This is a genomic window from Solimonas aquatica (genome assembly GCF_900111015.1).
GTDB lineage: Bacteria > Pseudomonadota > Gammaproteobacteria > Nevskiales > Nevskiaceae > Solimonas > Solimonas aquatica.
The window spans coordinates 126,884-152,719 of record NZ_FOFS01000003.1; the positions used below are offsets into that span (position 1 = coordinate 126,884).

Annotated in this window: 24 protein-coding genes and 1 tRNA gene; 13 read left to right on the plus strand and 12 right to left on the minus strand. The window is 66.0% G+C overall.

Annotation, left to right across the window (positions count from 1 at the left end):
• Positions 1–121 precede the first annotated feature (121 nt).
• A complete protein-coding gene (gene dusB, locus BMY12_RS04735) occupies positions 122–1,114 on the plus strand; it encodes a tRNA dihydrouridine synthase DusB (RefSeq protein ID WP_093282759.1) in 993 nt (330 codons plus the stop codon).
• Positions 1,115–1,137: 23 nt separating this feature from the next.
• Here the strand turns inward: dusB and BMY12_RS04740 are convergent, their stop codons facing one another.
• Positions 1,138–2,151 carry an AraC family transcriptional regulator gene (locus BMY12_RS04740; protein WP_093282762.1) on the minus strand — a complete coding sequence of 338 codons (1,014 nt, stop codon included), beginning with the start codon at positions 2,149–2,151 and terminating at the stop codon, positions 1,138–1,140.
• Between the two features lie 21 nt (positions 2,152–2,172).
• Positions 2,173–3,057 carry an acyl-CoA thioesterase II gene (gene tesB, locus BMY12_RS04745; protein WP_093282765.1) on the minus strand — a complete coding sequence of 295 codons (885 nt, stop codon included), beginning with the start codon at positions 3,055–3,057 and terminating at the stop codon, positions 2,173–2,175.
• Between the two features lie 90 nt (positions 3,058–3,147).
• Here tesB and BMY12_RS04750 point away from each other — a divergent pair, with 90 nt between their 5' ends.
• Positions 3,148–3,411, plus strand: coding sequence for a YkgJ family cysteine cluster protein (locus BMY12_RS04750; protein WP_093283211.1), 264 nt, complete (start codon positions 3,148–3,150; stop codon positions 3,409–3,411).
• A 4-nt stretch (positions 3,412–3,415) separates the two neighbouring features.
• On the opposite strand, the gene BMY12_RS04755 is transcribed toward BMY12_RS04750, so the two are convergent.
• The gene (locus tag BMY12_RS04755) at positions 3,416–4,363 is read right to left on the minus strand and encodes a methyltransferase domain-containing protein (protein WP_093282767.1); all 948 of its coding nucleotides are present in this window, start codon (positions 4,361–4,363) and stop codon (positions 3,416–3,418) included.
• A 111-nt stretch (positions 4,364–4,474) separates the two neighbouring features.
• Here BMY12_RS04755 and BMY12_RS04760 point away from each other — a divergent pair.
• The 6 genes from BMY12_RS04760 to BMY12_RS04785 all read left to right on the plus strand — a co-directional run bounded on the left by BMY12_RS04760 (position 4,475) and on the right by BMY12_RS04785 (position 8,954).
• A tRNA-Thr gene (locus BMY12_RS04760) sits at positions 4,475–4,550 on the plus strand.
• A gap of 434 nt (positions 4,551–4,984) precedes the next feature.
• A complete protein-coding gene (locus tag BMY12_RS20785; RefSeq protein WP_093282770.1) occupies positions 4,985–5,587 on the plus strand; it encodes an energy transducer TonB in 603 nt (200 codons plus the stop codon).
• 68 nt (positions 5,588–5,655) lie between these two features.
• Entirely contained in the window at positions 5,656–6,522 is an 867-nt protein-coding gene (locus BMY12_RS04770) for a MotA/TolQ/ExbB proton channel family protein (protein WP_093282772.1), read from the plus strand.
• Between the two features lie 78 nt (positions 6,523–6,600).
• Positions 6,601–7,023 (plus strand): ExbD/TolR family protein, encoded by a 423-nt coding sequence (locus BMY12_RS04775; protein ID WP_093282776.1) that lies wholly within the window; start codon positions 6,601–6,603, stop codon positions 7,021–7,023.
• Positions 7,024–7,245: 222 nt separating this feature from the next.
• On the plus strand, positions 7,246–7,677 hold the full coding sequence (locus BMY12_RS04780) for an ExbD/TolR family protein (protein ID WP_093282778.1): 432 nt from the start codon (positions 7,246–7,248) through the stop codon (positions 7,675–7,677).
• 62 nt (positions 7,678–7,739) lie between these two features.
• Positions 7,740–8,954, plus strand: a complete 1,215-nt coding sequence (locus tag BMY12_RS04785) for a tetratricopeptide repeat protein (protein ID WP_177188843.1) — start codon at positions 7,740–7,742, stop codon at positions 8,952–8,954.
• A gap of 73 nt (positions 8,955–9,027) precedes the next feature.
• Here BMY12_RS04785 and BMY12_RS04790 read toward each other — a convergent pair whose 3' ends face one another.
• From BMY12_RS04790 to BMY12_RS04805, 4 genes are all read right to left on the minus strand, one after another.
• The gene (locus BMY12_RS04790) at positions 9,028–10,206 is read right to left on the minus strand and encodes an ABC transporter permease (protein ID WP_093282781.1); all 1,179 of its coding nucleotides are present in this window, start codon (positions 10,204–10,206) and stop codon (positions 9,028–9,030) included.
• 134 nt (positions 10,207–10,340) lie between these two features.
• Positions 10,341–11,489: an ABC transporter permease gene (locus BMY12_RS04795; RefSeq protein WP_093282783.1), complete on the minus strand. Its 1,149-nt coding sequence runs from the start codon at positions 11,487–11,489 to the stop codon at positions 10,341–10,343.
• 18 nt (positions 11,490–11,507) lie between these two features.
• Positions 11,508–12,194, minus strand: a complete 687-nt coding sequence (locus BMY12_RS04800; protein ID WP_093282786.1) for an ABC transporter ATP-binding protein — start codon at positions 12,192–12,194, stop codon at positions 11,508–11,510.
• A 36-nt stretch (positions 12,195–12,230) separates the two neighbouring features.
• Complete coding sequence (locus BMY12_RS04805; protein ID WP_093282789.1) at positions 12,231–13,430, minus strand: efflux RND transporter periplasmic adaptor subunit; 1,200 nt, start codon at positions 13,428–13,430, stop codon at positions 12,231–12,233.
• Positions 13,431–13,548: 118 nt separating this feature from the next.
• Here BMY12_RS04805 and BMY12_RS04810 point away from each other — a divergent pair, with 118 nt between their 5' ends.
• The 4 genes from BMY12_RS04810 to BMY12_RS04825 all read left to right on the plus strand — a co-directional run bounded on the left by BMY12_RS04810 (position 13,549) and on the right by BMY12_RS04825 (position 20,094).
• Positions 13,549–14,256: an SDR family NAD(P)-dependent oxidoreductase gene (locus BMY12_RS04810; RefSeq protein WP_177188844.1), complete on the plus strand. Its 708-nt coding sequence runs from the start codon at positions 13,549–13,551 to the stop codon at positions 14,254–14,256.
• Positions 14,257–14,305: 49 nt separating this feature from the next.
• The gene (locus tag BMY12_RS04815) at positions 14,306–15,856 is read left to right on the plus strand and encodes a glycerol-3-phosphate dehydrogenase/oxidase (protein WP_093282795.1); all 1,551 of its coding nucleotides are present in this window, start codon (positions 14,306–14,308) and stop codon (positions 15,854–15,856) included.
• 193 nt (positions 15,857–16,049) lie between these two features.
• A complete protein-coding gene (locus tag BMY12_RS04820; protein ID WP_093282797.1) occupies positions 16,050–18,254 on the plus strand; it encodes an alpha/beta fold hydrolase in 2,205 nt (734 codons plus the stop codon).
• Between the two features lie 13 nt (positions 18,255–18,267).
• Positions 18,268–20,094, plus strand: coding sequence for a DUF1302 domain-containing protein (locus BMY12_RS04825; RefSeq protein ID WP_093282800.1), 1,827 nt, complete (start codon positions 18,268–18,270; stop codon positions 20,092–20,094).
• A 49-nt stretch (positions 20,095–20,143) separates the two neighbouring features.
• Here the strand turns inward: BMY12_RS04825 and BMY12_RS04830 are convergent, their stop codons facing one another.
• The 4 genes from BMY12_RS04830 to BMY12_RS04845 form a co-directional block, all read right to left on the minus strand.
• Entirely contained in the window at positions 20,144–20,821 is a 678-nt protein-coding gene (locus BMY12_RS04830; protein ID WP_093282802.1) for a SanA/YdcF family protein, read from the minus strand.
• Positions 20,818–21,219, minus strand: coding sequence for an MAPEG family protein (locus BMY12_RS04835; protein ID WP_093282805.1), 402 nt, complete (start codon positions 21,217–21,219; stop codon positions 20,818–20,820). The genes BMY12_RS04830 and BMY12_RS04835 overlap by 4 nt, the downstream gene beginning before the upstream one ends.
• Positions 21,220–21,271: 52 nt before the next feature.
• Positions 21,272–23,014, minus strand: a complete 1,743-nt coding sequence (locus BMY12_RS04840) for a metallophosphoesterase family protein (RefSeq protein WP_093282807.1) — start codon at positions 23,012–23,014, stop codon at positions 21,272–21,274.
• Between the two features lie 72 nt (positions 23,015–23,086).
• Complete coding sequence (locus tag BMY12_RS04845; RefSeq protein WP_093283218.1) at positions 23,087–24,265, minus strand: vWA domain-containing protein; 1,179 nt, start codon at positions 24,263–24,265, stop codon at positions 23,087–23,089.
• A gap of 66 nt (positions 24,266–24,331) precedes the next feature.
• Between BMY12_RS04845 and BMY12_RS04850 the strand changes: the two genes are divergently transcribed.
• Positions 24,332–24,970 carry a DNA-3-methyladenine glycosylase family protein gene (locus BMY12_RS04850; protein ID WP_245732347.1) on the plus strand — a complete coding sequence of 213 codons (639 nt, stop codon included), beginning with the start codon at positions 24,332–24,334 and terminating at the stop codon, positions 24,968–24,970.
• On the opposite strand, the gene BMY12_RS04855 is transcribed toward BMY12_RS04850, so the two are convergent.
• Positions 24,960–25,787 carry a UDP-2,3-diacylglucosamine diphosphatase gene (locus BMY12_RS04855; RefSeq protein ID WP_093282814.1) on the minus strand — a complete coding sequence of 276 codons (828 nt, stop codon included), beginning with the start codon at positions 25,785–25,787 and terminating at the stop codon, positions 24,960–24,962. The genes BMY12_RS04850 and BMY12_RS04855 overlap by 11 nt on opposite strands.
• Positions 25,788–25,836 lie beyond the last annotated feature (49 nt).

Below are 25,836 nucleotides of genomic sequence, written 5' to 3' on the forward strand. Positions count from 1 at the left end.
CGGGGGGTCAGGCGGCGCCCGACCAGTGTAGGACCTTGCCGACGCATTGCAAGAATAAAAAATCCGTTGGCGCCGCAAATTTTCTTGAATGCCCGCGCAAGCCATCGTGGATAATCCGGGTATGCATATCGCCCACTACCCGATCAGTGCGCCTGGCGAAGCCGCGCTGGTGCTGGCGCCGATGGCCGGCGTCACCGACCGCCCGTTCCGGCAGCTGTGCCGGCGCTTCGGCGCCGATCTGGCCGTGGGCGAGATGACCAGCAGCGATGCCAGCCTCTGGCACACCGAGAAATCGCGGCTGCGCATTGACCACGCCGGCGAGCCGGCGCCGATCATGGTGCAGATCGCCGGCGGCGAGCCGCAGGCGCTGGCGCAGGCGGCGCGCTACAACGTGGCGCAGGGCGCGCAGATCATCGACATCAACATGGGTTGCCCGGCGAAGAAAGTCTGTCGCGCCGAGGCCGGTTCGGCGCTGCTGCGCGACGAGGCGCTGGTGGCGCGCATCTGCGCCGCCGTGGTGGCGGCGGTGGATGTGCCGGTGACCCTGAAAATCCGCACCGGCTACTCGCGCCAGCTGCGCAACGGTCTGCGCATCGCGCGCATCGCCGAGGATGCCGGCATTCGGGCGCTGAGCGTGCACGGCCGCACCCGCGAGGATCATTTCCTGGGGCAGGCCGAGTACGAGACCATCGCCGCGATCAAGCAGGCGCTGCGCATTCCGGTGCTGGCCAACGGCGATATCGACTCGCCGGAGAAAGCCCGCGAGGTGCTGCGTGCCACCGGCGTCGATGGCTTGATGATCGGCCGCGCCGCACAGGGGCGGCCGTGGATCTTCCGCGAGCTGCGCCACTACCTGCGCCACGGCAGCCGCCTGCCGGCGCCGCCGCGCGCCGAGATCGGCGGCTGGCTGCTGGAACATCTGGATGCGCTCTACGCCTTCTACGGCGAGGGTCGCGGTCTGCGCGTGGCGCGCAAGCACATCCAGTGGTACTGCCACGAACATCCCGAGGCGGCGCGCTTCTGGCGCGAGGTGAACCGTCTGGACAGTGCGGCGGCGCAGCGCGAGGCGGTGGCGGCGTTCTTCGCGCAGCCCGTGCAGCTGGCGGCGGCTTAGGGCCTGTTAACAAGCCCTAGAACCTATCCGTGAATTGCGCGTGTCTGCCGCGCCGCCTGCGGCGCGCGTCCGGTCCAGCGCCGATGCGCGCGCGTGAACGCACTCTGTTCCGAGTAGCCGAGCAGAAAGGCGATGTCGGTCAGGCTCAGGCTTTCGTCCTGCAGGTAACGCTGCGCGAGTTCCGCGCGCACGCCATCGAGCAACTGCGAGTAACTCAGGCCGGCTTGCGCGAGCTTGCGCTGCAGGCTGCGGCTGGACAGCTTCAGCTGCGCGGCGAGTCCGGACAGTTCCAGTGGCTGGCGGTGGCCGCCGAGGCTTTGCGCAATCAGCCGCCGCGCCGCACTCAGCGCGTCGTCGTCGGATTCGCGCAGCGCCGCCAGTTGCTGCGCGGCGCGATGATCCATCAGCGCGCGCATCGCCGGATCGGGCTGGATCAGCGGCAGGCTCAGCGCTGACAAGGGCAGCAGCAGCGCATAACGCGGCTGAGCAAAACGCAGCTCGCAGCCGAACACGCGCTGATGCTCGCGGATGTCGGGCGGCTGCGGGTACTGGAAATCCAGGCGCAGCGGCTGCAGCTTCTGCCCCGACAACCAGCGGATGAAGCTGAGCATGGCGCCCAGATTGAATTCGGCCAGCTGGCGGTAGCGGACGCCGCCCTCGCTGAGCCAGCGCAGAATCAGGCGCCCGTCTTCGATCTGGGCCGGCTCGCTGACGATGTTGAGCACCAGGGCCTGATAACGCTGCTGGCAGGCCAGTGCTTCGCCCAGCGTGGCGCAGGCCATCGCGGTGTAACCGAGCACGCCGTAATGGTCGGGGCGGATCTGCTCGCCCACGTGCAGGCCCAGGGCATCGTCATGCAGGGCCTGCGCAGCCTGTTCAAACCAGCGTGCCGCCTGCGCTTCGGCGATGCGCGCCTCGCGATCACCCGCCAGCGGCAGCGGCGCTTCGAGCATGTGCTGCGGCGCCAGTCCACGGGCGCGCAGGTAGTCGAACAGCGCGCCCAGATAGTGCAGGGCCAGTGTCGGTGCGCCGTGCATGGGCAGCGCAGCCGGCGGGTGTCAGCCCGGCGCCGCGCCAAGCGTGCGCATCAGGCTTTCCTGGGCCACGCTGGCAATCAGCCGCCCTTCACGGTCGTAGATCAGGCCGCGCGAGAAGCCGCGCGCGTTCTGCGCGGTGGGCGAGTCCATCACGTACAGCAGCCACTGATCGACGCGCGCCTCGCGGTGAAACCAGAGGCTGTGGTCGATGCTGGCGATGACCATGTTGTCGGCGAACCAGGAGCGCGCATGCGGACGCAGGGCCGTGGACAGCAGATTGAAGTCCGAGGCATAGGCCAGCACGCAGCGGTGCAGCATGGCGTCGTCGGGCAGCGTGCTGCCGCAGCGGAACCAGATCGCCTGTTCGGCCGGCAGCTTGCTGGGGCGCAGGGGATTGCTGGGCTGCACCGGGCGGAATTCGATGGCGATTTCGCGGGTGAGCGCGTGATGCACGCGGTCGGAAACTTGCGGCGCCTCGTCCAGCCACTGCTCGAAGTAACTGGATTCGGGGCGCAGCTGCTCGGGGTCCGCCACGCGCGGCATGCTGCTCTGGTGCTCGTCGCCCGCTTCCTGGCGATGGAACGAGGTGAGCATGGTGAGAATCACCTGGCCGCTCTGGATCGCCTGCACGCGACGGGTCATGAAGCTCTTGCCGTCGCGCACGCGGTCCACTTCGTAGATCACCGGCTTGCTCATGTCGCCGGGACGCAGGAAGTAGGCGTGCAGGGAATGCGGCATCAGGGCGGCGCCGGACTGTGTGCGCGAGGCGGCCACCAGTGCCTGGCCGATGACCTGGCCACCGAACATGCTCTTGCCGCCCAGGTCACGTGATTCGCCGCGGAACAGATTGTCGTCCAGCGTTTCCAGATTGAGCAGCTTGATCAGGTCCTTCAGAATCCGGTTCATGTCTCAAAACGCGCTTGTCCAAAATCGCCGCAAGGGTACTGCATCGCCAGGTTGCGTGGTTTGGCCGGGGCGCCCGGCCGCCAGGCCGCGATGAACTGTCGTCCGGGTTGCGGCGCCTGCTGCATCGCCCCCTCGATCTCTTCGCCGCTGCCCGGCATGCCGCAGGGCAAGCCGGCCGGCGTGCGTTGTCTGCATCTGGATACACAGCTGCGCTGCGCGCTGTTCGGCGATCCGCGCCGGCCCGCGGTCTGCGGCAGTCTGCAGGCCACGCCGGCGATGTGCGGGCAGAGTCGCGAAGAGGCGTTGGTCTATCTGCACGATCTGGAGCAGGCCACGCGGCCAGCGCCGCGCTGAGCGCTCACAGCCGTCCGCGCCAGCTGTCCAGCGCCTGCTGGCTGCGGGTCTTGCTGTGCTGCTGCACGCGCGCCGTCCACTGCAGGCGCACGCCAGTCTGCGGCCGGGTGTCGCAGCGCAGCTCCAGTTCCAGCTGTTCGTCCGGGGCCAGGGTGATGGCCTGCAGCAGGGGCAGATAGATCTGCTCCCAGTGCGTGGGCGCGGCCAGCGGCGAGGTGCTCAGGCTCAGGCCTTCCAGCAGCTCGGTCTCCCACCACAGGGCAAAACCATGCACGGTCCGTTGCCGCAGCTCGGGGGCCTGCCACTGCGAGCGGCTGCGCCGGTCGCTGGACGGTGCGCGGCTTTGCGGCCGCAGATCCAGATCATCCCAGAGACGGGCCAGGCTGGCATCGCCACCCAGGTCCTCGGCACGCAGCGTGCGCACGTACATATTGCTCAGCGAAATCTCCCGGGCCGGCTGCAGATCAAGATCAAAGCCCACGCCGGGCCAGATGTCGATCTCGTCCTGCACGCGTGACTGCAGCACCGGCGCGACGTACTGGCGCAGCCGTCCCGGAATGATCAGGCCACCGGGCTTGAGAAAGCGCCGTGCGTCCAGCGCCGTTTCCAGGAAACCTTCCTCCAGCGCAAAATTGCCCAGGGTTTCGGTCACCACCACATCGACGGCGAGCTTGCGCCGCAGCTCGCTGGAATGCGTCTTGATGAAGGACAGCTGCTCGATGCGGTTGCGACGGGCCAGCGCCTCGGCCAATTCCAGGGCATCGCTGTATTCGATGAGCGTGGCATGGGCCGCGCCCAGGCGACGGGCCAGGAAAGACAGGAAGCCGGTGCCGGCGCCGATATCGAGCAGCTGCGTCTGGCCGGGCTTGATCACGCGCTTGAGCGCCTCGGCAAAAGCCTGGTTGCGGCCACTGTCTCCCAGCAGCTTGCGGTGCAGTTCAATTTCGCTCATGAGGCGGGCAGAGGGGTTTCAGGGCCGGCATTATCCGACTGTCCGCAGGGCCCGGTGCAAGCGCGGCTCGCGGTCCGCTCGGTGCTGCCGGTACAATCGCGGGCCTGCAATGCCGACATAGCTCAGTTGGTAGAGCTACTGATTTGTAATCAGTGGGTCGGGGGTTCGAGTCCCTCTGTCGGCACCACCTCCGCTGCCAGGCGGCACGGTCCGCGTGCTTCGGATCGATGGGTGAACGGTCTTTCCAGGCCGATCTTGTCAAGTACGGAAACTCGTCTGTTCGCACCCGGCAATACCGGGTTACAGTGCTTGTGCTCGGGCCTCAGGTGCGTACAATGAATTCACTGCTGCCCACGCAGTCAATTATTACTACTAAATCACACTGCACGAGTTTCGGACTGTGCCGCATCATGCGGCGCGCTTTTTAACGTTGCAGGAGGATTGCGGCAATGGGGTTCGGCAAGGCTATTGCGGCTTGCAGTAGAGCGACATCGGGTGCCCACAGGTACGGCATCAGCCAGAACGCCTTACAGCACACCTCAGCGATTTCCGCCTTCGCGGCGTGAAACGTTTGATGAATTCATGAATCTGACGATCATCTAGGTCTGGAGTAATTTCGCGATGGAATTCGGCCGACGCGAGGATCCCAAGCGGCGTCTCGCAGGTATAGCAGGTGTGGTGGTGTTTCATGCCCTGCTGGTTTATGGGCTGGTGAATGGTCTGGCGCGCAAGGCGATCGAGATTCTGCCGGCGCCGATCGAGACCAAGATTCTCAAGGAAGTGAAAGAGGACGTGCCGCCGCCGCCGCCGCCGCCGCCCACCTTCGAAACCCCGCCGCCGCCGGTGATTCCGCCGCCGGAGATCAGCATTGCGCAGCCGCCTGCGCCCACCACGGCGATTCACGCCACCACCACGCCGCAGCCTGCTGCGGCGCCGCCGCCGGCTGCGAAGACCTCTCCGGTGGTCAAGGCCAAGAATTGCCGCGAGCCGGAATATCCGGCGATCTCGCAGCGCCTCAACGAAACCGGTTCGGTGGTGTTGCAGCTGCTGGTGGGTGTAGACGGCAAGGTCACCGAGGCGAAGGTTGAAACGTCCAGCGGCTATCCGCGCCTGGACGAGGCGGCCAAGCGCGCGCTGAGCCTGTGCAAATTCACGCCTGGTACGGAAGGCGGTCAGCCGACGCCGATGTGGGCGCAGCTGAAATACACCTTCCGCCAGCAGTAGGCATTCCGGTTTTTTTCCGATCACCCGTTCACGGTACGTATTGGCTGTACACCCTGGAGGATTTGACGATGCTGTTCACTGTTCGTGGCAAAGCGGCGCTGGCCGCGGGATTGATGCTGATCGCCGGCCTGGTCGGCAGCCTTAACGCGCCCGTCGCCTATGCCGAAGATGCACCGGCTCCCGCTGCCGCCGAGGCCCCGGCTGCCGCGCCGGCCGAGGGCGGCCCGGCAACCGATATGTCGGAGAAGTCGCAGGTGCAGGTTGCCAATCCCTACGGTCTGGAAGCGCTGTGGAAGGCGGGTGACTTCGTGGCGCGTGGCGTGCTGGTGCTGATGCTGATCATGTCGGCGGCCACCTGGTACATCATGGTGATGAAGCTGATCGAGCAGCAGAAGCTGTTCAAGCAGTCGAAGGAAGCCAATGCCTCGTTCTGGACGGCTTCTTCGGTGTCGGCGGGCCTGGGCGCGCTGAAGGCCGGCACGCCGTTCTGGTACATCGCCGACCGTGGTCATAACGCCAGTCAGCATCACGAGGGCACGCTGGTCGAGCAGATCGATCTGTCGAGCTGGGTGACCATGTCGGTGAGCCGCGCGGTGGAGGAAATCCAGAGCCGTCTGCAGAGTGGTCTGGCGGTGCTGGCCACCGTGGGTTCGACGGCGCCGTTCGTGGGGCTGTTCGGCACGGTGTGGGGCATCTATCACGCGCTGACCGCCATCGGCATCTCGGGCCAGGCTTCGATCGACAAGGTTGCCGGTCCCGTGGGTGAAGCGCTGATCATGACCGCCATCGGTCTGGCCGTCGCCGTGCCGGCGGTGATGGGCTACAACTGGCTGGTCCGCCGCAACAAGACTGCGATGGAGCAGGTGCGCGCCTTCGGTGCCGATCTGCACAGCGTGCTGCTCTCGGGCGGTCGCATCGGCGAAGCCAAGAAGTAAGCCCCGCAGCGGTCTTGAGCCCGGGGCGAAGCTCGCCCCGGTGCGCAGGCCGCAGACCGAGCAGACGGAGAATTACGCATGGCCATGCAAGTCGGCGGCGAAGACGACGACGAGCTGAACAGCAGCATCAACACCACGCCGCTGGTGGACGTGATGCTGGTGCTGCTGATCATCTTCCTGATCACCATTCCGGTGGTGACGCAGACGGTGCCCTTGAAGCTGCCCAACGAGCGCAATCAGCCGACGCAGACCAAGCCGGAAAACATCGTGATCGCGGTGGACAAGGACGGTCTGATCTACTGGAACACCAAGCTGGTGCCGGATCTGCCGACGCTGCTCGACAAGATGAAGGTCGAGGCGGTGAAGGTGCCGCAGCCTGAAGTGCACATCCGTGGCGACATGAACGCGCGCTACCAGTCGGTGGGTCAGGTGGTGGTGACCTGTCAGCGCGCCGGCATCGTCAAGGTGGCCTTCATCACCGAACCGCCGCCGAGGGGGTGAGCCTGCGCGCTTGCGAAGCGCAGCTTCGCGCGCAGGCGAACGCCCGGCCATGGATGGCCGGGCCGGGGTTCAATCAAGCGTTGCAGTCGCGCCAAGGATGGCGGAGCCAAAGCAGATTGATGAGCACACGAACGCCCGGTCATGGATGGCCGGGCCGGGGTTCAATCAAGAGATGAAGTCTCGCCAGGGACGGCAGCGCAAAACCACAGAAGGAACGCAGCAATGGGAATGAATGTAGGCAGCAGCGGCAGCTCCGGCGATCCGCAGGAAATGGTGGACATCAACACCACGCCGCTGATCGACGTGATGCTGGTGCTCCTGATCATGCTGATCATCACGATTCCGGTGCAGACACACGCGGTGAAGCTGGACATGCCGACGGCCAACCCGCCGCCTTCGGACGCCGCGCCGCCGCCAGTGGTCGAACTGGAAATCGACTTCGACGGCACGATTCTGTGGAACGGCAATGTGGTGCCGGATCGCGCGACCCTGGAAGGCCAGCTGCTGCAGGCCGCGCATCAGGACCCGCAACCCGAATTCCACATCCGGCCCAACAAGCTGGTCGAGTACAAGTACGTCGCCGCCGTGCTGGCCAGTGCCCAACGTCTGGGCGTGACCAACATCGGTCTGGTCGGCAACGAACAGTTCATGTGATTCATACCCGGGACAGCCATCGTCCCTAGTCTTTAGGCCATCACCTCTCACCGGTATCGAAGATGCGTTCCCACTTTACCCGTACCCTGATCGCCGCCGTGCTGATGGCTGGCGCTACGCTGGCCCACGCCGCCGACAAGCAGACCGTGCGTCCGGAAGTCGGCAAGCCGCTGCAGGAAGCGCAGACGCTGATCCAGCAGAAGAGCTACAAGGACGCGCTGGGCAAGATCGACGAAGCCGAGAAGGTGGGGAGCCTGACGCCCTACGAGAGCTACATCGTCGACCGCATGCGTGCCGCCGCCGCCACCGGCGCCAATGACATCAACACCGCGCTGAAAGCCTACGAAGAATCGCTGGCCTCGCCGCAGATGCCGGCCGCCGAGAAGGTGCAGACCCTGGACGTGATGGCCAAGCTGGCCTATGCCGGCAAGAACTACGCGAAGGCCGTGGATGCCATCGAGAAGTATCGCGAGGCCGGCGGCAACAGCCCGCAGACGCTGGAGCTGCTGCCGCAGGCCTACTACCTGACGGGCAAGTACGGCGAAGCCGGCAAGGAACTGAGCGTGCTGCTGGCGCAGAAGGAAAAGGCCGGGCAGACGCCGAGCGAAACGCAGTTCCAGCTGCTGGCTTCCTGCGCGCTCAAGCAGAACGATATGGCGGGCTATGCGTCGGCCCTGGAAAAGCTGGTCAGCTACTATCCCAAGCCCAGCTACTGGCTGGACCTGATTGCCCGCACCGCCGGCAGCAAGGGCTTCTCGGATCGCTGGAGCCTGGATCTTTACCGCCTGCGCTATGCCACGGGCACGCTGGAGTCGGCCGGCGATTACATGGAAGCCGCGCAGCTGGCGCTGCAGGCCGGCTTTCCGGGTGAGGCCGATCAGTACGTGAAGGCGGGTTACGCCAAGAACGCGCTCGGCCAGGGCAGCGATGCCGCGCGTCACAAGCGTCTGAAGGACCTGATCGACAAGAAGATCGCCGAGGACAAGGCCACGCTCGCCGAAGGCGAGAAGGCCGCCGCCAAGCAGGCTGCGGGCGATGCGCTGGTCAACACCGGCCTCAACTACGTCGGGTATCAGCAGTACGACAAGGGCCTGCCGCTGATGACCCAGGGCATCGCCAAGGGCAGCCTCAAGGCCGCCGATGCCGCGCAGCTGCATCTGGGCTATGCCTATCTTGAAGCCGGCAAGAAGGAAGAAGCCGCCAAGGCCTTGCGTGCAGTGCAGAGCAGCGACGGCGGCACGGCCGTGGCCCGTCTGTGGCTGATCAAGGCCCGCTGAAGTCCCGCGCCATCGCAGTGTGAAGAACGCCGGCCTCGCGCCGGCGTTTTTTTATGGCCGAGGCGTTTGCCGCTTACTGCGCGCGCAGGGCTTCGACGATGGGCAGACGCGCGGCGCGGATCGCCGGAAACAGGCCGCCGAACAGACCGACCACCAGAGCCAGACTCACGCCGCTGCCGAGCAGGGCCGGGGTCACCGTCAGACGGAACACCACCTGGCTGAAGTTGGAGCCCAGGGTGTTGACGACATTGCCGTTGAAGAACAGCCAGGCCAGCAGGCCGCCCAGCAGGCTGCCGATCAGGGACAGCAGCAGGGCTTCGACGAACACTGAGACGATCACCGGTGTCGCGCCGAAGCCGATGGCGCGCAGCGTGGCGATCTCCATCTGCCGGGAAGACACCGCCGAATACATGGTGTTGAGCGTGCCGAACACCGCGCCCAGGGCCATGATGCCGCCCACCCAGGTGGCGAGGAAGTTCAGCAGCTCGGTGAGCCGCTTGGATTGCGCGGCGTAGTACTGCGGCTCACGCTTGACGTCCACGCTCAGGGTGGGATCGGTGGTCAGCGCATCCTTGTAGGCCTTGAAGGTGTCGGCGGATTCCAGCATCACCGTCACCGACTGGAACAGATTGCGACGGTAGGCCGAGAGCGCGGTTTCGATGTCGGCCATCAGCTCGGATTCGTGCGCGTCGCCGCCGCTTTCGAACACGCCCACCACCGTCCACTGACTGCCGCGCATATCGATGCGGCTGCCCAGGCCCAGGCCCTTGAACTGGGCCTGTGCGGCGCGGCCGACGATCACTTCGCGCAGCGCCGGACGGAACATGCGGCCTTCGATGATGTGCAGCTCCGGCCGCAGAACCTGCAGCTTGCCGCCCACGCCACGGAAGGTGACATTGGCATCGGCGCCGCTGGTCTTGAGCGGCAGATTGATGATGGCCACCATCTCCGCCGAAGCGATCGGCTTGCCATCGGCGTCGCGGCGCACGCCGGGCGCATCGATGATGGTCTGCGTGTTCTCGCGCGAGATGGTGCTGGACAGCTCCGCCTCCGAACCGCCGCGCAGCACGATGGCGCGATCCGGTCGCCCGGTATTGGCCAGGGTCTTGTTGAAACCCGCCGACATCGCCAGCACCGATACCAGCACCGCCACCGTCACCGCGATGCCGATCACGATCACCAGCGACACGCCCAGGCGCTGCGACAGATTGCGCAGGTTCATCCCCGTCACCGCGATGATCTGTTTCAGCATCCCGCCGCTCCCGAATATCCCAAAACAAATTTGAAAGTCCGGGCCATGGATGGCCCGGTCCTGAACAGGATGTTCACAGCTCCGGTCTTGAACAGGACGTTCATGCTCATCGTCACACGCTTGGGCCCGGCGCCTCAGCGCCCGGCCAAGGCGTCCACGATGTTCAGCCGCATCGCCCGCCAGGCGGGCGGCAGGCCGATGGCCAGTGCCAGCAGCAGGGCCATGCCCAGACCCGCGAAAACCACCTCGGCAGGCAGTTCCACCACCTGCAGCATGTTCTTGAGCTTGGGGAACAGCGCGGTGGCCAGCGCCAGTCCCGCCGCCGCAGACAGCAGACAGAGCAGCACCGCTTCGGCCAGCACCAGCAGCAGCACACGCGTATCGGAGAAGCCCAGGGTCTTGAGCACCGCCAGCTCCGGAATGCGCTCGCGCACCGACTGCGTCATGGTGCTGCCGGTGGCGAACAGCAGGGCCACGAACACCGCAATCAGGATGCGCGTGACGATGAACTGGATGTCACCGATCTGCTTGAGAAAGCCCATCTGGAATTCTTTCTCGGTCTGCGCCTTGGTTTCGTTCTGCGAATTGGCGAACAGCTTGTCGATGGCCGCGCCGATGGCCGCGGCCTGGTTCGGATCCTTGATCAGCACCGCGAACCAGCCCACCGTGCCGCGCGCAAAGGCGCGGGCTTCGTCGAAGTATTCGTGCTGGAAGAAGAACTGGTTTTCCTGGCTGCGATCCGAAGGCACGGTGTAGATGCCGACGATGTCGAAGCTCCAGTCGGACTGGCCGTCGGCCTTGCGTGTCCAGATCGTCGAATGCAGAGGCACGCGATCACCGATCTTCCAGCCGTACTCGCGCGCCAGATCGGCGCCGACCACCGCGCCGCTGCGCGTGTGCTTGAAGGCTTCCAGCTGTTCCGGCGGCAGCTTGAATTCCGAGTACACCTCGAACATGCGCTCGGGATCCACCGGAAAGGCGAACACGAAATTCTTCGGGTCCTGGTAGTAGGAGCCGAACCAGCTCTGGTAACAGACGCGCGCAACGCCCGGCAGGCTTTCGATCTGCTGCGTGTAGGAGAAGGGCAGGGATTCGGTGAGCGCGATCTTGCTGATCACGATCAGGCGATTGACGTTGGACAGCTCGATGGTGCGGTTGAAGGCATTGTTCACGCCCTGCAGCATGCCGAACAGCAGAAAGGCGATGATGATCGACAACGCCGTGAACAGCGTGCGCAGCTTCTTGCGCCACAGCGAGGCCCAGAGCAGCGGAAGATATTTCATGACTGGCCTGGCCTTGCGCTACGCGACCGCTTGCGGGGCCAGCGTGCCTTTGTCCATGTGCAGGATGTGCTTGGCATACTCGGCCGCCTTGGGATCGTGCGTGACCATGATGATGGTCTTGCCGTGCTCGCGGTTGAGCAGCTGCAGCAGGCCCAGGATCTCATCGGCGGTCTTGCGGTCGAGATCGCCGGTGGGCTCGTCGCAGACCAGCAGGGTGGGATCGGCGACCAGGGCGCGGGCGATGGCCACGCGCTGCGCCTGACCACCGGAGAGTTCGGCGGGCTTGTGCTTGGCGCGTTCGGCCAGGCCCACGATCTGCAGCGCGGTCAGCGCGTGCTGATGACGCTTGCCGGCCGAGAGACTGGTGAGCAGCAGCGGCAGCTCGACATTGGCCTGCGCCGAGAGCATCGGCATCAGGTTGTAGAACTGGAACACGAAGCCGATGTGCCGCGCACGAAAGCGCGCCAGCGCCGAGCCGGACAGGCGGTCGATGCGCTGCCCGCCGACGCTGACCTCGCCTTCGCTGGGGCGGTCCAGGCCGCCGATCAGATTCAGCAGCGTGGTCTTGCCGGAACCCGAAGGCCCCATCAGCGCCACGAAGTCGCCGGCTTCGATCTCCAGATCCAGGCTGTGCAGCACTTCCACAGTCTGCTTGCCGCGCTGGTAGCGCTTGGCAACGCGCTTGAGAGACACGATGGAGCTCATCTGGCTTGCTCTCCCTTGAATGAGAACGCCCGGGTTTCAGGGCGCATCCTGCAGCTTGATCCTGACGCCGTCGTGAAGCCGGCTGAAATCGCCGATCGCCACGCGCTGATTGGCTGTCAGGCCGGCGAGCACCAGCTGCTGCGTGGGATCGGCACTGCTGCCCAGGCGCACCGCCCGGCGTTCGACATGATCCTCGACAATCAGGTACACCACGCCGGTATCGGTTTTGCCGGCTTCGCGCTGCACGGCGGCAGCGGGCAGCAGCACCCCCTGTTTCGGCGCGGCGCCCGGCTTGGGCGCTTCGCTCAGGAAGGCCACGCGCGCGCCCATCTCCGGCAGGATGCGCGGATCGCGGGTCTTGAAGCCGACGCGCACCTTCACCGTGGCCTTGGCGCGGTCGGCGGTGGGAATCACCGCGATCACCTCGGCGGGAATCTCCCAGTCCGGATAGGCATTGAGCCGCACCGACGCCGGTGCGCCGCCCTGCACGCGATTGATGAAGCTCTCGTTCACGTCGACTTCCACTTCCAGCGAATCCATGTCCACCAGGGTGCCGATTCCGGTGCGCGTGAAGCCGCCGCCGGCCGACATCGGCGAGACGATTTCGCCGGGCTGCGCGGCCTTGGTGGTGACCACGCCGGTGAAGGGCGCGCGTACCACGGTGTCGTCGAGATTGCGTTGTGCGATCTGCAGATTGGCGCGCGCCACGGCGACGGCGTTGCGCTGCGCATCGAAGCTGGCGCGCGCGGTCTGCAGCGCCTCCTCGCTGCTCGCGCCCGCCTTGGCCAGCGCCTGCGCGCGTTCGTAGAGAGGCCGTGCATTGTCCAGGGCGCTTTGCGCCTGCGCGAGATTGGCCTGCGCCTGCGCCAGCGAGGCGCGGGCATTGCTGTCGTCCAGCCGCGCCATCACCTCCCCGGCGGCCACGCGCTGGCCTTCCTCGATGTAGAGGTCGCGCAGCTTGCCGGTGATCTTGGCTGAGACCGTGGCCTGGCGGCGTGCCACAACATAGCCGGAGGCATCGAGCATGGAGGCGCCGCCGGCCGCGCCGGCCTGCGCTCTGGCGACGGCCTCCTGTACCGGCACGCGGCTGTCGCGCGCCAGGAAGAACGCCAGCGCGGCGAGCGCCGCGAGCAGCACAGCCGCGGCGAGCCACCACCAGCGCCGATCGGGTGCCGGCGCTTCATCCGCGCCGCGATCGATTTTCAACTGCCCCAACAGACGCGCACGATCGTTCATGTCCTGCTGCTGCGACGGTAAAGTGCCGATGCTACTGGTCCGCTGCGACCGCTGCCAGTCGGAGCTTGCCTCTCTTATGATGGCGGCAACAATCCCGGGAAAAAGAAGGATCATCGGCATGAGTGTCCGCGCCAGCACCGCACGCAAGAAAACCAAGCCTGCGGAACATACGCCCGCCTGCTTCATCGTCGGTGCCGGACCGGGCATTGGTCTGGCACTGGCGGAAACCTTTGCCGGCGAGGGCTATGACATCGCGCTGCTGTCGCGCGGCCCCTCCAAGCTGCTGCCGGCCTGCGCCGATCTGCGCGCCAATACCGGGCGCAAGGTGCGCGCCTATGCCGCCGATGCCGGCGATGAGCTGGCACTCAAGCAGGGCCTGGATGCGGCGCGCGCCGAATTCGGCGATCCGCAGATCCTGATCTACAACGCCGCCAATGCGCAGATGGCGCCGCCCACGCAGGTGCCGGTGGCGCGGCTGGTGGACGAGTTCAAGGTCAACGTTGCCGGTGCGCTGGTGGCGGTGCGCGAGGTTTCGCCGGCGATGATCAAGGCCAAGAAAGGCACCATCCTCCTCACCGGTGGCGGCTTCGCCTACGAGCCGGCGATGAAGTACGCCTCGCTGTCGCTGGGCAAGGCGGCGCTGCGTTCGCTGACCTACACGCTGGCGCAGGAACTGGGCGGGCACGGCATTCACGTCGCCACCGTGACCGTGCATGGCTTCGTGCAGACCGGCACCAAGTTCGATCCGGCGCGCATCGCCCAGGCCTACCTCTGGCTGCATCGCCAGCCCAAGGGGCATTTCGACATCGAGAAGATCCACAAATAGGCAGGCAGGCGCCTGCCGCTGGCCCGGCGCTGATGAGGTGATGATGGTTATGAATGCGGCTTTTCCTTTGCGTCGTGACCTGAGTTTGCTGGCGGAGCAGCGCTTCGATCTGCTGGTGATCGGCGGCGGCATCTATGGCGCCTGGACGGCTTACGACGCGGCCAGTCGCGGCTTGTCGGTGGCGCTGGTGGAGAAGTACGACTGGGGCTCGGGGACGTCCTCGGCTTCGAGCAAGCTGATTCACGGCGGTCTGCGCTACCTGGAGAACTACGAGTTCGGTCTGGTGCGGCATGCGCTCAAGGAGCGCCGCACGCTCTATGGCATCGCCCCGCATCTGGTGCGGCCGCTGAATTTCGTGCTGCCGATGTGGAAAGGGCCGCGCGCCAATCCGCTGATGATTTCCGCCGGGCTGTGGCTGTACGACGCGCTGGCGCTGGGCAGCCGGCCGGTGCAGCGGCATCGCGGCTACCGTCCGCGCGAGCTGCTGGCGGAATATCCCTTCGTCGATCCGGAGCGTCTGCTCGGCGGCTTTCGCTACGGCGACTGCCAGGAAGACGATGCACGCATGACGCTGTCGGTGGTGGCGGCGGCGCAGTCCTGCGGCGCGGTCTGCGCCAATCGCGTCAAGGCCGAACGGCTGCTGATGGAAAACGGCGCGGTGGTCGGCGCCGAGCTTCGTGATGAACTGGACGGCGGCTGTTTCGCCGTGCGCGCCAAGGTGGTGGTGAACGCCGCCGGACCCTGGGCCGGCGAATTGCTCGGCGCAGCGGCGCCGAAGGTGAAGCTGGTCAAGGGCACGCATCTGATTCTGCCGGCCATCGAGGGCTGCAAGGAGGCCTTCCTGCTCACCGCCAGGGATGGCCGCGTGTTCTTCGTGATTCCCTGGTACGGCCGCACCCTGGTGGGCACCACGGAGTCCAGCGTCACCCATCCGGCGCAGGCGATTCCCAACGAGGAGGAAACGCGCTATCTGCTGGCCGGGGTGCGCAAGGGCCTGCCGGGCATCGCCTGGAGCGAGGCCGATGTCATCGCCAGCTTCGCCGGTGTGCGCATGCTGCAGGCCGAGGACGCCGGCTCGCTGTCCAAACTCACGCGCGAGTTCGAGGTGCTGCAGCCGCTGCCGCGTCTGGTCATGCACGTCGGCGGCAAATACACCACCTCGCGGCATGACAGCATCGGCATCGTCGATACCGTGTATCGCGTGCTGGGTCAGCGTCCGCCCGCAAGTGTCACGCATCAGCGTCCGCTGCCCGGTGCGCCGCAGGGCGAGTTCGAAAGCTGGCAGGCGCAGGCCATCGGCGAGCTGGCGGCCTGCGGCGTGGATCTGGAAGCCTCGCGCTGGCTGTCGCTGCGGCATGGCACCGTGGTCAGCGCCATCGCGCGCCTGATTCAGGAACAGCCGGAGCTGGCGGCCCGCATCGATCCGCAAGTGCCTTTCATCTACGCCGAGGCGGTGCATGCGCTGCGCGAGGAGATGGCGCACTCGCTGGACGATCTGGTCCGCCGGCGCATGCCGCTGAGTCTGCTCAGCCGCGATCCGCACTGGCGGCAGCGGCTGCCGGAGCTGCTGGCGAGCGCCGGCTGCCGGCTCAGGGCCTGAGGATTTCTCCCTAAGGAAAAAGCCGCAAGCGGCAGGCCGGCAGTAAATAGCCGACAAGCGGTAGCGATACGCAGGCGCACGGTGCCACGTCTGGACGCCGGCATGCCAATCTCTGTCACAAGATGGTGCGAGAGCTTGCACCGTGATGGGACGGCTCTTCGCATCCAACATTGAGAAAAACGCGGAGAGAGCAATGCGCTTAAAACCATTGATGCCGGCGGCTCTGCTGCTGCTGGCCGCCTGCGGTGGTACCGGTGACAAGGGCAGTGGCCTGGAAGGCACCGCCGCCAACGCCTACTCGCTGTTCGATCCGGTGGCGAGCAGCGCCGTCATTCCCTTTCCCTTCGACGGGCTGTTTCAGGGCAGCACCGACGGCACGCTCAACATCCCCAACAGCAGCAGCGCGCCTTTCGTGACGGCCGCCAATGCCCTGGATGGCTTCTCGACCACGGCCTCGCTGTTCACCGACTTCATCGGCTATGTCGATGTCGCGCACGCCCTGGACATCAACGCCACCACGCATCTGCCGGGCGTGATTGTGATCGACAGCTCCACGCTCACGCCGCTGACGCCGGGCGTCGACTACCGTCTGGCCAGCTCCAAGGCGCTGGATACCGCCACCGGCCTGCCGCTCAACCAGCTGCGCACGCGTCTGCTCATCGAACCGCTCAAGCCGCTCAAACCCCAGACCACGTATCTGGTGGTGGTGACCACGCAGGTGAAGTCCACCGACGGTGTCGCCGCGCAGCCCGCCGATCTGTTCCGCGTGGTGCGCTCCACCACGGCGGTGGCGCAGCAGAGCGAGCCGGTGCTGACCACCATCAGCGCCGCCAATCAGGCCAAGCTCGAAGCGATCCGCCAGCAGTTCGCCCCGATGTTCGCGGCCCTGGGCGCCGCTGGCATCGCCCGCGAGAACATCGTCATCGCCTGGCCCTTCACCACGCAGTCGGCCACCAAGACCCTGACCCGCATGGCGCAGAACATCAGCGCCCGCGCCATCACCGTGGTGGCCACCGGCCTGACCACGCATGATCTTTCCGCGGCCTTGCCGGCCATCGCCGACGTCTACGCCGGCACCACCACGCTGCCTTACTACCTGGGCAGCCCCAGCGAGGCCAATCCCGCCGCGCCGCTGAGCGCCTACTGGCAGGCCGACACCAGCCAGCGCGACAGCGCCGCCAGCATCCAGAACGTGTCCTGCACACAGTGGGCGGCGAGTGTCAGCACCACCGCCTGCTATCCGCTGCCGCTGCAGCAGAGCGTGCAGACCGTGCCGGTGCTGGTCACCGTGCCCAATGCCGGCAGCGGCAGGACCATGCCGGTCGGCGGCTGGCCGGTGGTGATTTTCCAGCACGGCATCACGGGCAACCGCTCGCAGATGCTGGCGATCGCGCCGGCGCTGGCGCTGGCCGGCTTTGCCACCATCGCCATCGATCTGCCCCTGCATGGCCTGCCGCCCACCAGCCCGCTGCGCATCAGCGGCGTGCCGGAACGCACCTTCGATCTGGATGTGCTCAACAACACCACCGGCGCCGCCGGGGCCGATGGCACCGCCGACAGCTCGGGCGCCAGCTTCATCAATCTCTCCTCGCTGCTCACCAGCCGCGACAATCTGCGTCAGGCCGCCGTGGACCTGCTGCAGCTCAAGGCTTCGGTGGGCGGCACGCTGCTGCTCACCAGCGGGCATACGCCTTCGGGCATCACCTTCTCCGGCAGCGGCGTGCACGTGATCGGCCATTCGCTGGGCGGCATCGTCGCCGGCACCATGCTCGGCGTCGATGGCGGCAGCGAGGCTGCGGTGCTGGCCATGCCGGGTGGCGGTATCGCCAAGCTGCTCGACGGTTCGGCGAGCTTCGGTCCGCGCATCGCCGCCGGTCTGGCGGCGGCCAGCAACAACGCCATCGCCGAGGGCAATGACAATTTCGAGACCTTCCTGCGCTTTGCGCAGACCGCAGTGGATTCCGGAGACCCCATCAACTTCGCGGCCAGCGCCGCCACCACCCATCCGCTGCTGATGCTGGAAGTGCAGGGCGACACCGTGGTGCCCAACTGCACCATCGATGCCGCGAGCTGCGCGGCCCTGGATACGGTCACCGATCCGGGCTATCTGTCGGGCAGCGATCCATTGGCGCGCATCCTGGGCCTGGGCTATCTGCCAGGACCGGCGGCCAGCGACACGCTGAGCGTGCCGGCCTCGGCGCAGACCCTCACCGGCAGTGCCGCACGCAATCAGGTGGTGCGCTTTGCGCAAGGGACGCATGGCTCGATTCTCGATCCCGGCAGCACCGCCACAACCCTGGCGGTGACCTGCGAGATGCAGGGCGAGGTGGCGTCCTTCCTGGCGAGCAACGGTCTGCTGCTGCAGATCGGCAATGCCTGCCCGTCCAGCGCGCAGTAAGAGGAGAAAACACATGAACAAGAAGACTCTGATTGCGGCTGCGGTGGCGATGCTCGGCACGGCGCCGGCCTGGGCGAGCAGCGCCACGGTCTATGGCCTGACCCTGGATCTGGACAATCATTTCAGCGCCGGCGGTGCCTGGCGCATGCAGTCGCGCGATATGCGTCTGGTGGGCATCGGCAACGGCGGTTCGGCGTATTCCACCAACAACGATGATGGCGATCTGGCCTTTGACCGGGGCGATATGGTGTCGGCGGCGGCCAAGCTCACCTCCGATCTGACCATCAGCCGCGGCGCCTTCGGTCTGTTCGTGCGCGGCAGCTATCTGTACAACCAGAAGCTGCGCGATTACGACTTCTTCAACATCAACAACTATTACGCCACGGCTTCCAGCAGCACGCTGGGTGTGGGCCTGACGCCCACCGGCCGCGCTTCCGTGGCGCCGGTGAGCGAGTATCACGCGAAGAATCGCGCGGTGGGCAACTTCGTGGGCAACGATGCCGATCTGCTCGACGCCTATCTCTACGGCAGCGTCGACATCGGCAGGCAGTCGCTCACCTTCAAGCTGGGTCGCCAGGTGCTGAACTGGGGTGAATCGACCCTGGTGCAGAACGGCATCAACAGCCTGCTGGCCTTCGACGCCAATCAGCTGCGGGTGCCGGGTTACGAGATCAGCGAGGTGATCACGCCGCAGAACATGATCTGGCTGTCCACCAGCCTGAGTTCGCGCGTGGCGGTGGAAGGCTTCTACGAATTCGACTGGCAGCGCACGCAGCCGGATGCGCCGGGCACCTTCTGGTCCACCAATGACTTTGCCGGCGTCGGCGGCACGCGCGCCTTCATCACCTTCGGCCTGCCGCCGGAGAACACCCCCAACACCACGATTCCGCGCGGCGCGGATCACAAGCCCGGCAACAGCGGGCAGTTCGGCGGCAAGATTTCGATCCAGATTCCCGCGCTCAACGACATGGACCTGTCGTTCTACGCGATGCAGTATCACAGCCGCCTGCCGCTGGTCAGCGGCGTGTCCAAGTCCAGCTACGCCTCGACTTCGGAAACCGGCCTGTATTTCCTGGAGTATCCGAAGGACATCCAGCTCTACGGCGTGTCCTTCAACACCACCCTCGGCGACTGGTCGGCGCAGGGCGAGTACAGCTACAAGCCCAATCAGCCGCTGCAGGTGGATGATGTGGAACTGCTGCTGGCGGGCGTGGGCCTGCCCAGCCAGGTCACGCCACCGCCGGCCGCGCCGCTGGGTTCGGCGCTGGGCAACAAATACATCCGCGGCTATCGCCGCCACGAAGTCAGTCAGGTCGATACCAGCTTCACGCGCCTGTTCGGACCGATGCGCTATCTGGGCAGCGACCAGCTGCTGTTCGTCGCCGAGGCCGCCGCCGACTATGTGCACGATCTGCCGCCGACCAGCGAGCTGCGCTACGACGCGCCGGGCACCTACACTCCGGGAAGCGCCAGCGTCGCGGCCCTGGTCTCCAGCGCCACGCTGCCGATCTTCGGCCGCAGCGTGCCGCAGCAGCAGCGCGGTTATGCCACGGCGTTTTCCTGGGGCTACAAGCTGATTGCGCGACTCACCTACAACAATCTGATCGGGCCGGTCCGCATCGAGCCGGCGCTGCGCTTCGATCATGATGTGCACGGGGTGACGCCGACGCCGATGGGCAATTTCGTGGAAGGCCGCAAGATGGCCAATGTCAGCGTCACCGGCTATTACCAGCAGGCCTGGTCGCTGCAGCTGGGTTACAGCAATTACTTCGGCGGCGGGCAGGCCAATCTGCTATCCGACCGCGACTATCTGGAGGCCGCGCTCAAGTACGTGTTCTGAAGGCGCCGGGCAGAAACGAAAAAGGCCGCGACAGCGGCCTTTTTCAGGTTCAGCTTTCCGAAGACTCCGGAGCCAGCTGGATATGCTCCGGTTCGCCCAGGAACTTGGGTTCGGTCCGCAGCAGGAACACGTCCATCACCGCCTTGACGCGGGCGAAGATCTCGCGCGTCGGATGCAGGCGGCCGTAGCTGCCGTCGTCCTTGGCGTGCGCCGCGTAGGCCACCACCTTCATGCCCATCTTGCGGCCGATGAACACCGCGCGAAATGCATGGTAGCGCTGGGTGATGATGGTGTATTGCTTGAGCCCGAACACCGCATCGGCACGGACGATGGAATCCAGGGTGCGAAAACCCGCGAAGTCCATGGTGATCACATTTTCCGGCACGCCGGCCTTGATCAGCTCGCGGCGCATCGCGCGCGGCTCATTGTAGGTCTCGTCCGGATTGGCGCCGCTGACGATGAGATGCTTGACCTTGCCGTTCTGGTACAGCTCCACCGCCGCCTGGATGCGCCCGCGAAATTCCGGGCTGGGCTTGCCATTGTCCAGATACTTGCTGGTGCCCAGCACCACGCCGACATCGTTCTCCGGCATCAGCGCCACATCCTTGAAGATGTAGGCGTCGGTGCTGTTCACCACCCAGCGGTTGGCGCCCAGCACGACGAGGCCGAAGAAGAACAGCGCGGTGCTGAGCCAACGGCGCAGCAGGCGGCGGGTCCAGGGTTTCAAGCGGCTAGGTTCCAGAGCAGGTAAGCGAACAGGGCGATCTGTACGCCGAAGAAGGTGGCGCGCACCAGCACCAGCAAGGGATGCGTGCTGATCAGATGCACGACGCTCTGCGCGATGCGGGCGTAGAGAATCCAGCAGGCGACGGCGTCGACCAGCGCCATTTTACCCAAGAGCTGTGCGCCCAGCACGATGGCCGCGAAGATCGGCAGGTTCTCCAGGCAGTTCAGATGCGCGTGTTCGGCGCGCTTGACCAGACCCGGGCTCTCGATGGCCGCGCCCCGCGTCCAGCTGTTGGCGGGCTTGCCGCGCAATACCTCGATCACGCGCCAGGTCACCGCCAGCGCCACCAGCGCCAGCGTCCAGGCGGTAAAGCCGATCAAAGCCGTTGTTGCCGTCATGTTTACTTCCCCCGTTTTGCTGATGAAAAAAAGTTTGCGATTGTAGACCCGGTCACGGCATGCGGAACATCAGATCGACGTTGCGATCCGCCGCCGTGCCCTGACGCACGCCGCCCTGCGCGCAGAGCAGGTTGAGCCCTGCTTCGCTGATGCCCGAAAGCACGGCCTTGGGATCGCTCAGGTACAGCGCGCAGCGATCATCGGCCGCCGCCAGCGCCTTGGCCTTGGCATAGCCATGCTGCAGCACCGAGCCGCGCAGGGTGCCGCTGCCGTCGCCGTTGTCCAGCACTTCCAGCAGACGCTGTTCCTGCGGATGGTCGATCAGCGAGGCGGTTTCGATCTGCCAGAAGCCCTGGCAGCGGCCCGGCTGCTTGCAGCTCACCGGCGTGTCCACCGTGCCGTTGCTGCCGCGGCCGCCCGCCACCTTGAAGGCGCGGATGCGGTGCTGATGGGTGTGGCCGGCAACCCAGGCGATCAGATGCGGCCAGCTGGCCAGCTCGGCGTCCAGCTCCGCTGCGGTGACTTCGATCGGCACCAGCTTGGCGAACATGCCGTACTCGGCGAAGGTGAGATCGGGATGGTGCGAGAACACGATGGCCAGCTGCCCGCGCGCGGCGGAACTGGCCAGCTCGTTCTTCAGCCATTCGAACTGCACGCGGTCCAGGCTGCCGTCGGACAGGGCGAAGGGATTGCGCAGCAGATCCAGCGGAATGCGCGGATCGACGCCATCGACGATGGTGTTGAGCACGATCAGGCGCACGCGGCCGCTGCCGGCGTCGGTGGCGTAGTAGCCGTCGTTGCGGCTGTCGCCGTCGATGCGCCGGACCGAATCGGCGTAGTTGAAGCCGTGGCCCAGCGGTCCGGGCGTGGGCTGGGAGTAGAAGAACTCGTCGATGAACTCATGCTGGTCGAACATGTAATGCCGGCCGGTGACCAGCGAGACCTGATTCAGACCCAGGGTCAGCGCGATGGTGCCGCGCAGATAGCCATCGTGATTGCCGAAGGCGATGTACCAGGGCATGTTGAGCTGCTGATTGGCGCAGCCCGGCGTGCCGGCATTGCAGCGCAGCACCTGGGGCATGCCCGGCGAGCGCGTCGCGGTCTGGCGCTTGAGGCTCAGGCTGCCATCGGCGGCGCGGCCGCTGGTGGCGGCGGCCTCGGTGGCCAGCAGCTGCGCGACCGTGCGCGTCCACAGTGATTTCTGCACCAGGCGGTCCGGATTGGGGTCCACGGCCTGGGTGTCGGCCACGCCGCGTCCGGTGAAGCGCGTGCACAGCGCATCGATGGTGGCGGCGCTGGCCATGGCCGGCAGTCTGGCGCGGCATTTGGTCTCGAAGGCGCTGGGCTGATCGTAGCGGCCGTCGAGGTTGTCGATGAAGCGCCGCGTCTCGGCCACCGTGGTCATGTCGGCGCTGTCGCCGGTGACGATGGCGAATTCGAAAGGGTAGCTGGCCTGGCATTGATTGAGCCGGCCGACCATGTCGTTGAGCACCTCGTCGGAGTATTCCTGCTGCAGGCGCATCGCGGCTTCGAAGGTCGGCACCACCGGATCGATGGCCGAAGCGCCGTTGATGGCCTCGCCGTCATCGTCGGTGATGTGATCATCGGTGAGCTGCACGAAGCGCAGCAGCAGCTGTGCATCGGCACGACGCTGGCCGCTGGCCAGCTCGTTGCGCGTGACATAGGTGTCGGCGCTGATCGCCGCGCACTGCGCGACATTGCCGGCCGCCTGCGCCGCGCCCCACAGGAAAATCGCGGCCAAGGCCGCGCCACGCCCCATCGTGACTGCGTTCATTCCACTCTCCCCATTTTTTTATGTTGATGCCGGCGCCTTGTGCAGGCTGCCGGGTGCCGCGAAAAACCCTTGCTAGTGCGTCAGCCGCCGCATCGCCTGTTCCAGGCCCGAGAGCGTCATCGGGAACATGCGGTCCTTGCCGATCAGCTCGCTGGTGACCTGGATCGAGGGCGTGTACTCCCAGCGATCCTCGGTTTCCGGATTGAGCCAGATCATGTGCGGGAACTGCTCGTGCAGACGCTTGAACCAGGTGGCGCCGGCTTCTTCGTTCCAGTGCTCGATGCTGCCGCCCGGATGCAGGATTTCGTAGGGGCTCATGCTGGCGTCGCCGACGAAGATCAGCTTGTAGTCCGGCGTGTACTTGTGCATCACGTCGTACAGCGGCATGCGCTCGTTGTGGCGGCGCGCATTGTCCTTCCACACCGATTCGTAGATGAAGTTGTGGAAGTAGAAATACTCCAGATGCTTGAACTCGGTCTTGGCCGCCGAGAACAGCTCCTCGCAGAGCCGGATGTAAGGGTCCATGGAGCCGCCCACGTCCAGGAACAGCAGCACCTTCACCGCATTGCGGCGCTCCGGCACCATCTTGATGTCCAGATAGCCGGCATTGCGCGCGGTGGAATGGATGGTGTCGTCGATGTCGAGGATGTCGGCCGCGCCCTCGCGCGCGAAGCGGCGCAGACGGCGCAGCGCGATCTTGATGTTGCGCGTGCCCAGCTCGATGCTGTCATCGAGATTGCGGAAATCGCGCTTCTCCCAGACCTTCACCGCCTTCTTCTGCCCGCCCGGGCCGCCGATGCGCACGCCCTCGGGGTTGTAGCCGCCATGACCGAAGGGGCTGGTGCCGCCGGTGCCGATCCACTTGTTGCCGCCCTGATGGCGTTCCTTCTGCTCTTCGAGGCGCTGCTTGAGCGTCTCCATGAGCTTGTCCAGGCCGCCCAGGGACTGGATCTTGGCCAGCTCCTCGGGGCTCAGGTGCAGCTCGGCCTGCTTGCGCAGCCAGTCCTCGGGAATGGAGCCGAACAGCTCGCCCGTGATCGCTTCGATGCCCTTGAAGTAGGCGGCGAAGGCGCGGTCGAAGCGGTCGTACTGCGACTCGTCCTTGACCAGGGCCGCGCGCGAGAGGTGGTAAAAGTCGTCCAGCGAGAAGATCGCCACATGCTTGGACAGGGCTTCGAGCAGGGTCAGCAGCTCGCTGAGCGAGCATTTGACGCCGGCGGCGCGCAGGGTGAAGAAGAAGCTGAACAGCACGGACTCGAACTCCCCGGGGTTTATGGCATTGTAGCCGCAGCACGGTGGGGGGAGACCATGGCGGGAATGCAGCAGAAACTGCGGGCGGCCGAACAGCATCTGGCGGCGGTGGACCCGGTGATGGCGCAGCTGATCGAGCGGCACGGGCCCTGCGGTCTGCTGGCGCGGCGCAGCGATCCCTTCCATACCCTGTGCGGCGCCATCATCAGCCAGCAGCTGTCCACGCGCGCTGCCGACACCATCCAGTCGCGGGTGATGGCCGGCCTGGGCGCCGCGCGCCATATCCAGCCGCCACAGCTGCTGGCCGCCAGCCATGAGCAGCTTTGCGGCTACGGCCTGTCCAATGCCAAGGCCAAGTGGCTGCGCGCGCTGGCCACGGCCGCGCACGAGGGGCATCTGGATTTCATCGCGCTGCGCAGGCTCGACGACGAGTCGGCCATCGCGCTTCTGGACGCCCTGCCGGGCATCGGCCGCTGGACCGCCGAGATGTTCCTGATGTTCGCGCTCGGGCGCCTGGACCTGTTTGCCCTGGACGATGTCGGCCTGCAGCGCGGCCTGCGCCTGCTCTACGGCCGCCCGCGCGACGCCAGGGGCGCGCTGCCGCCGCGCCGCGTGCAGGCCATCATCCGGCCCTGGGCGCCGTATCGCTCGGTGGCCAGCTGGTATCTGTGGCGCGCCGTGGAGGCGACGCCGGTCAGCGCCTGAGCCCGGCGCTGACGCCGGCTGCCTTCTTGCGCGGCGCCTCGCGCAGCGGCGTGACCTTGTCGGATTGCACGCTGTTCTCGTACCAGTCCTCCACGCGCAGCACGCGGATCGTGCCATTGGCGTCTTCGGCCAGGGCCGTGCAGCTTTCCACCCAGTCGCCGCAGTTGTGGTACTGGACGCCGTGGATCTCGCGGATCTCGGCATGGTGGATATGGCCGCAGATCACGCCGTCGAGCTTGCGGCGGCGGCAGTCGCGTGCCACCGCGTCCTCGAAGGCGGAGACGAAGTTCACCGCGCGCTTGACCTGGTGCTTGGCGTAGGCGGAGATCGACCAGTCTTCCAGGCCCTGGCGCCGGCGCCAGGCGTTGAGCGGGGCATTGGCGCGCATCAGCAGCTGGTAGGCGGCGTCCCCGGCCACCGCCACGCGGCGGAAGTAGCGGGTGATCATGTCGAAGGCATCGCCGTGCACGACCAGCAGGCGGCGGCCGTCGGCGGTGTGATGCACGGCCTCGTTGGCAATCGAGATATTGCCGAACTGCAGGGCGTGCTCCACGTAGCGGCGCATGAACTCGTCATGGTTGCCGGTGATGTAGTAGATCGCCGTGCCCTGTTCGGCCTTGCTCAGGATGGCGCGCACCACGTTGGCGTGGGCCTGCGGCCAGAACCAGTGCTGGCGCAGCTTCCAGCCGTCGATGATGTCGCCGACCAGATACAGGCGCTCGCAGCTGTGCCGCTGCAAGAAGTCGCTGAGCATCTCGGCCTGGCAGCCCGAGCGACCCAGATGCACATCGGAAATCCAGAGAGTACGGTAGCGCATGGCAAACCTCGTGCAGGCTCTGTTCCAGTGTTAGAACAGAGCTGTAATC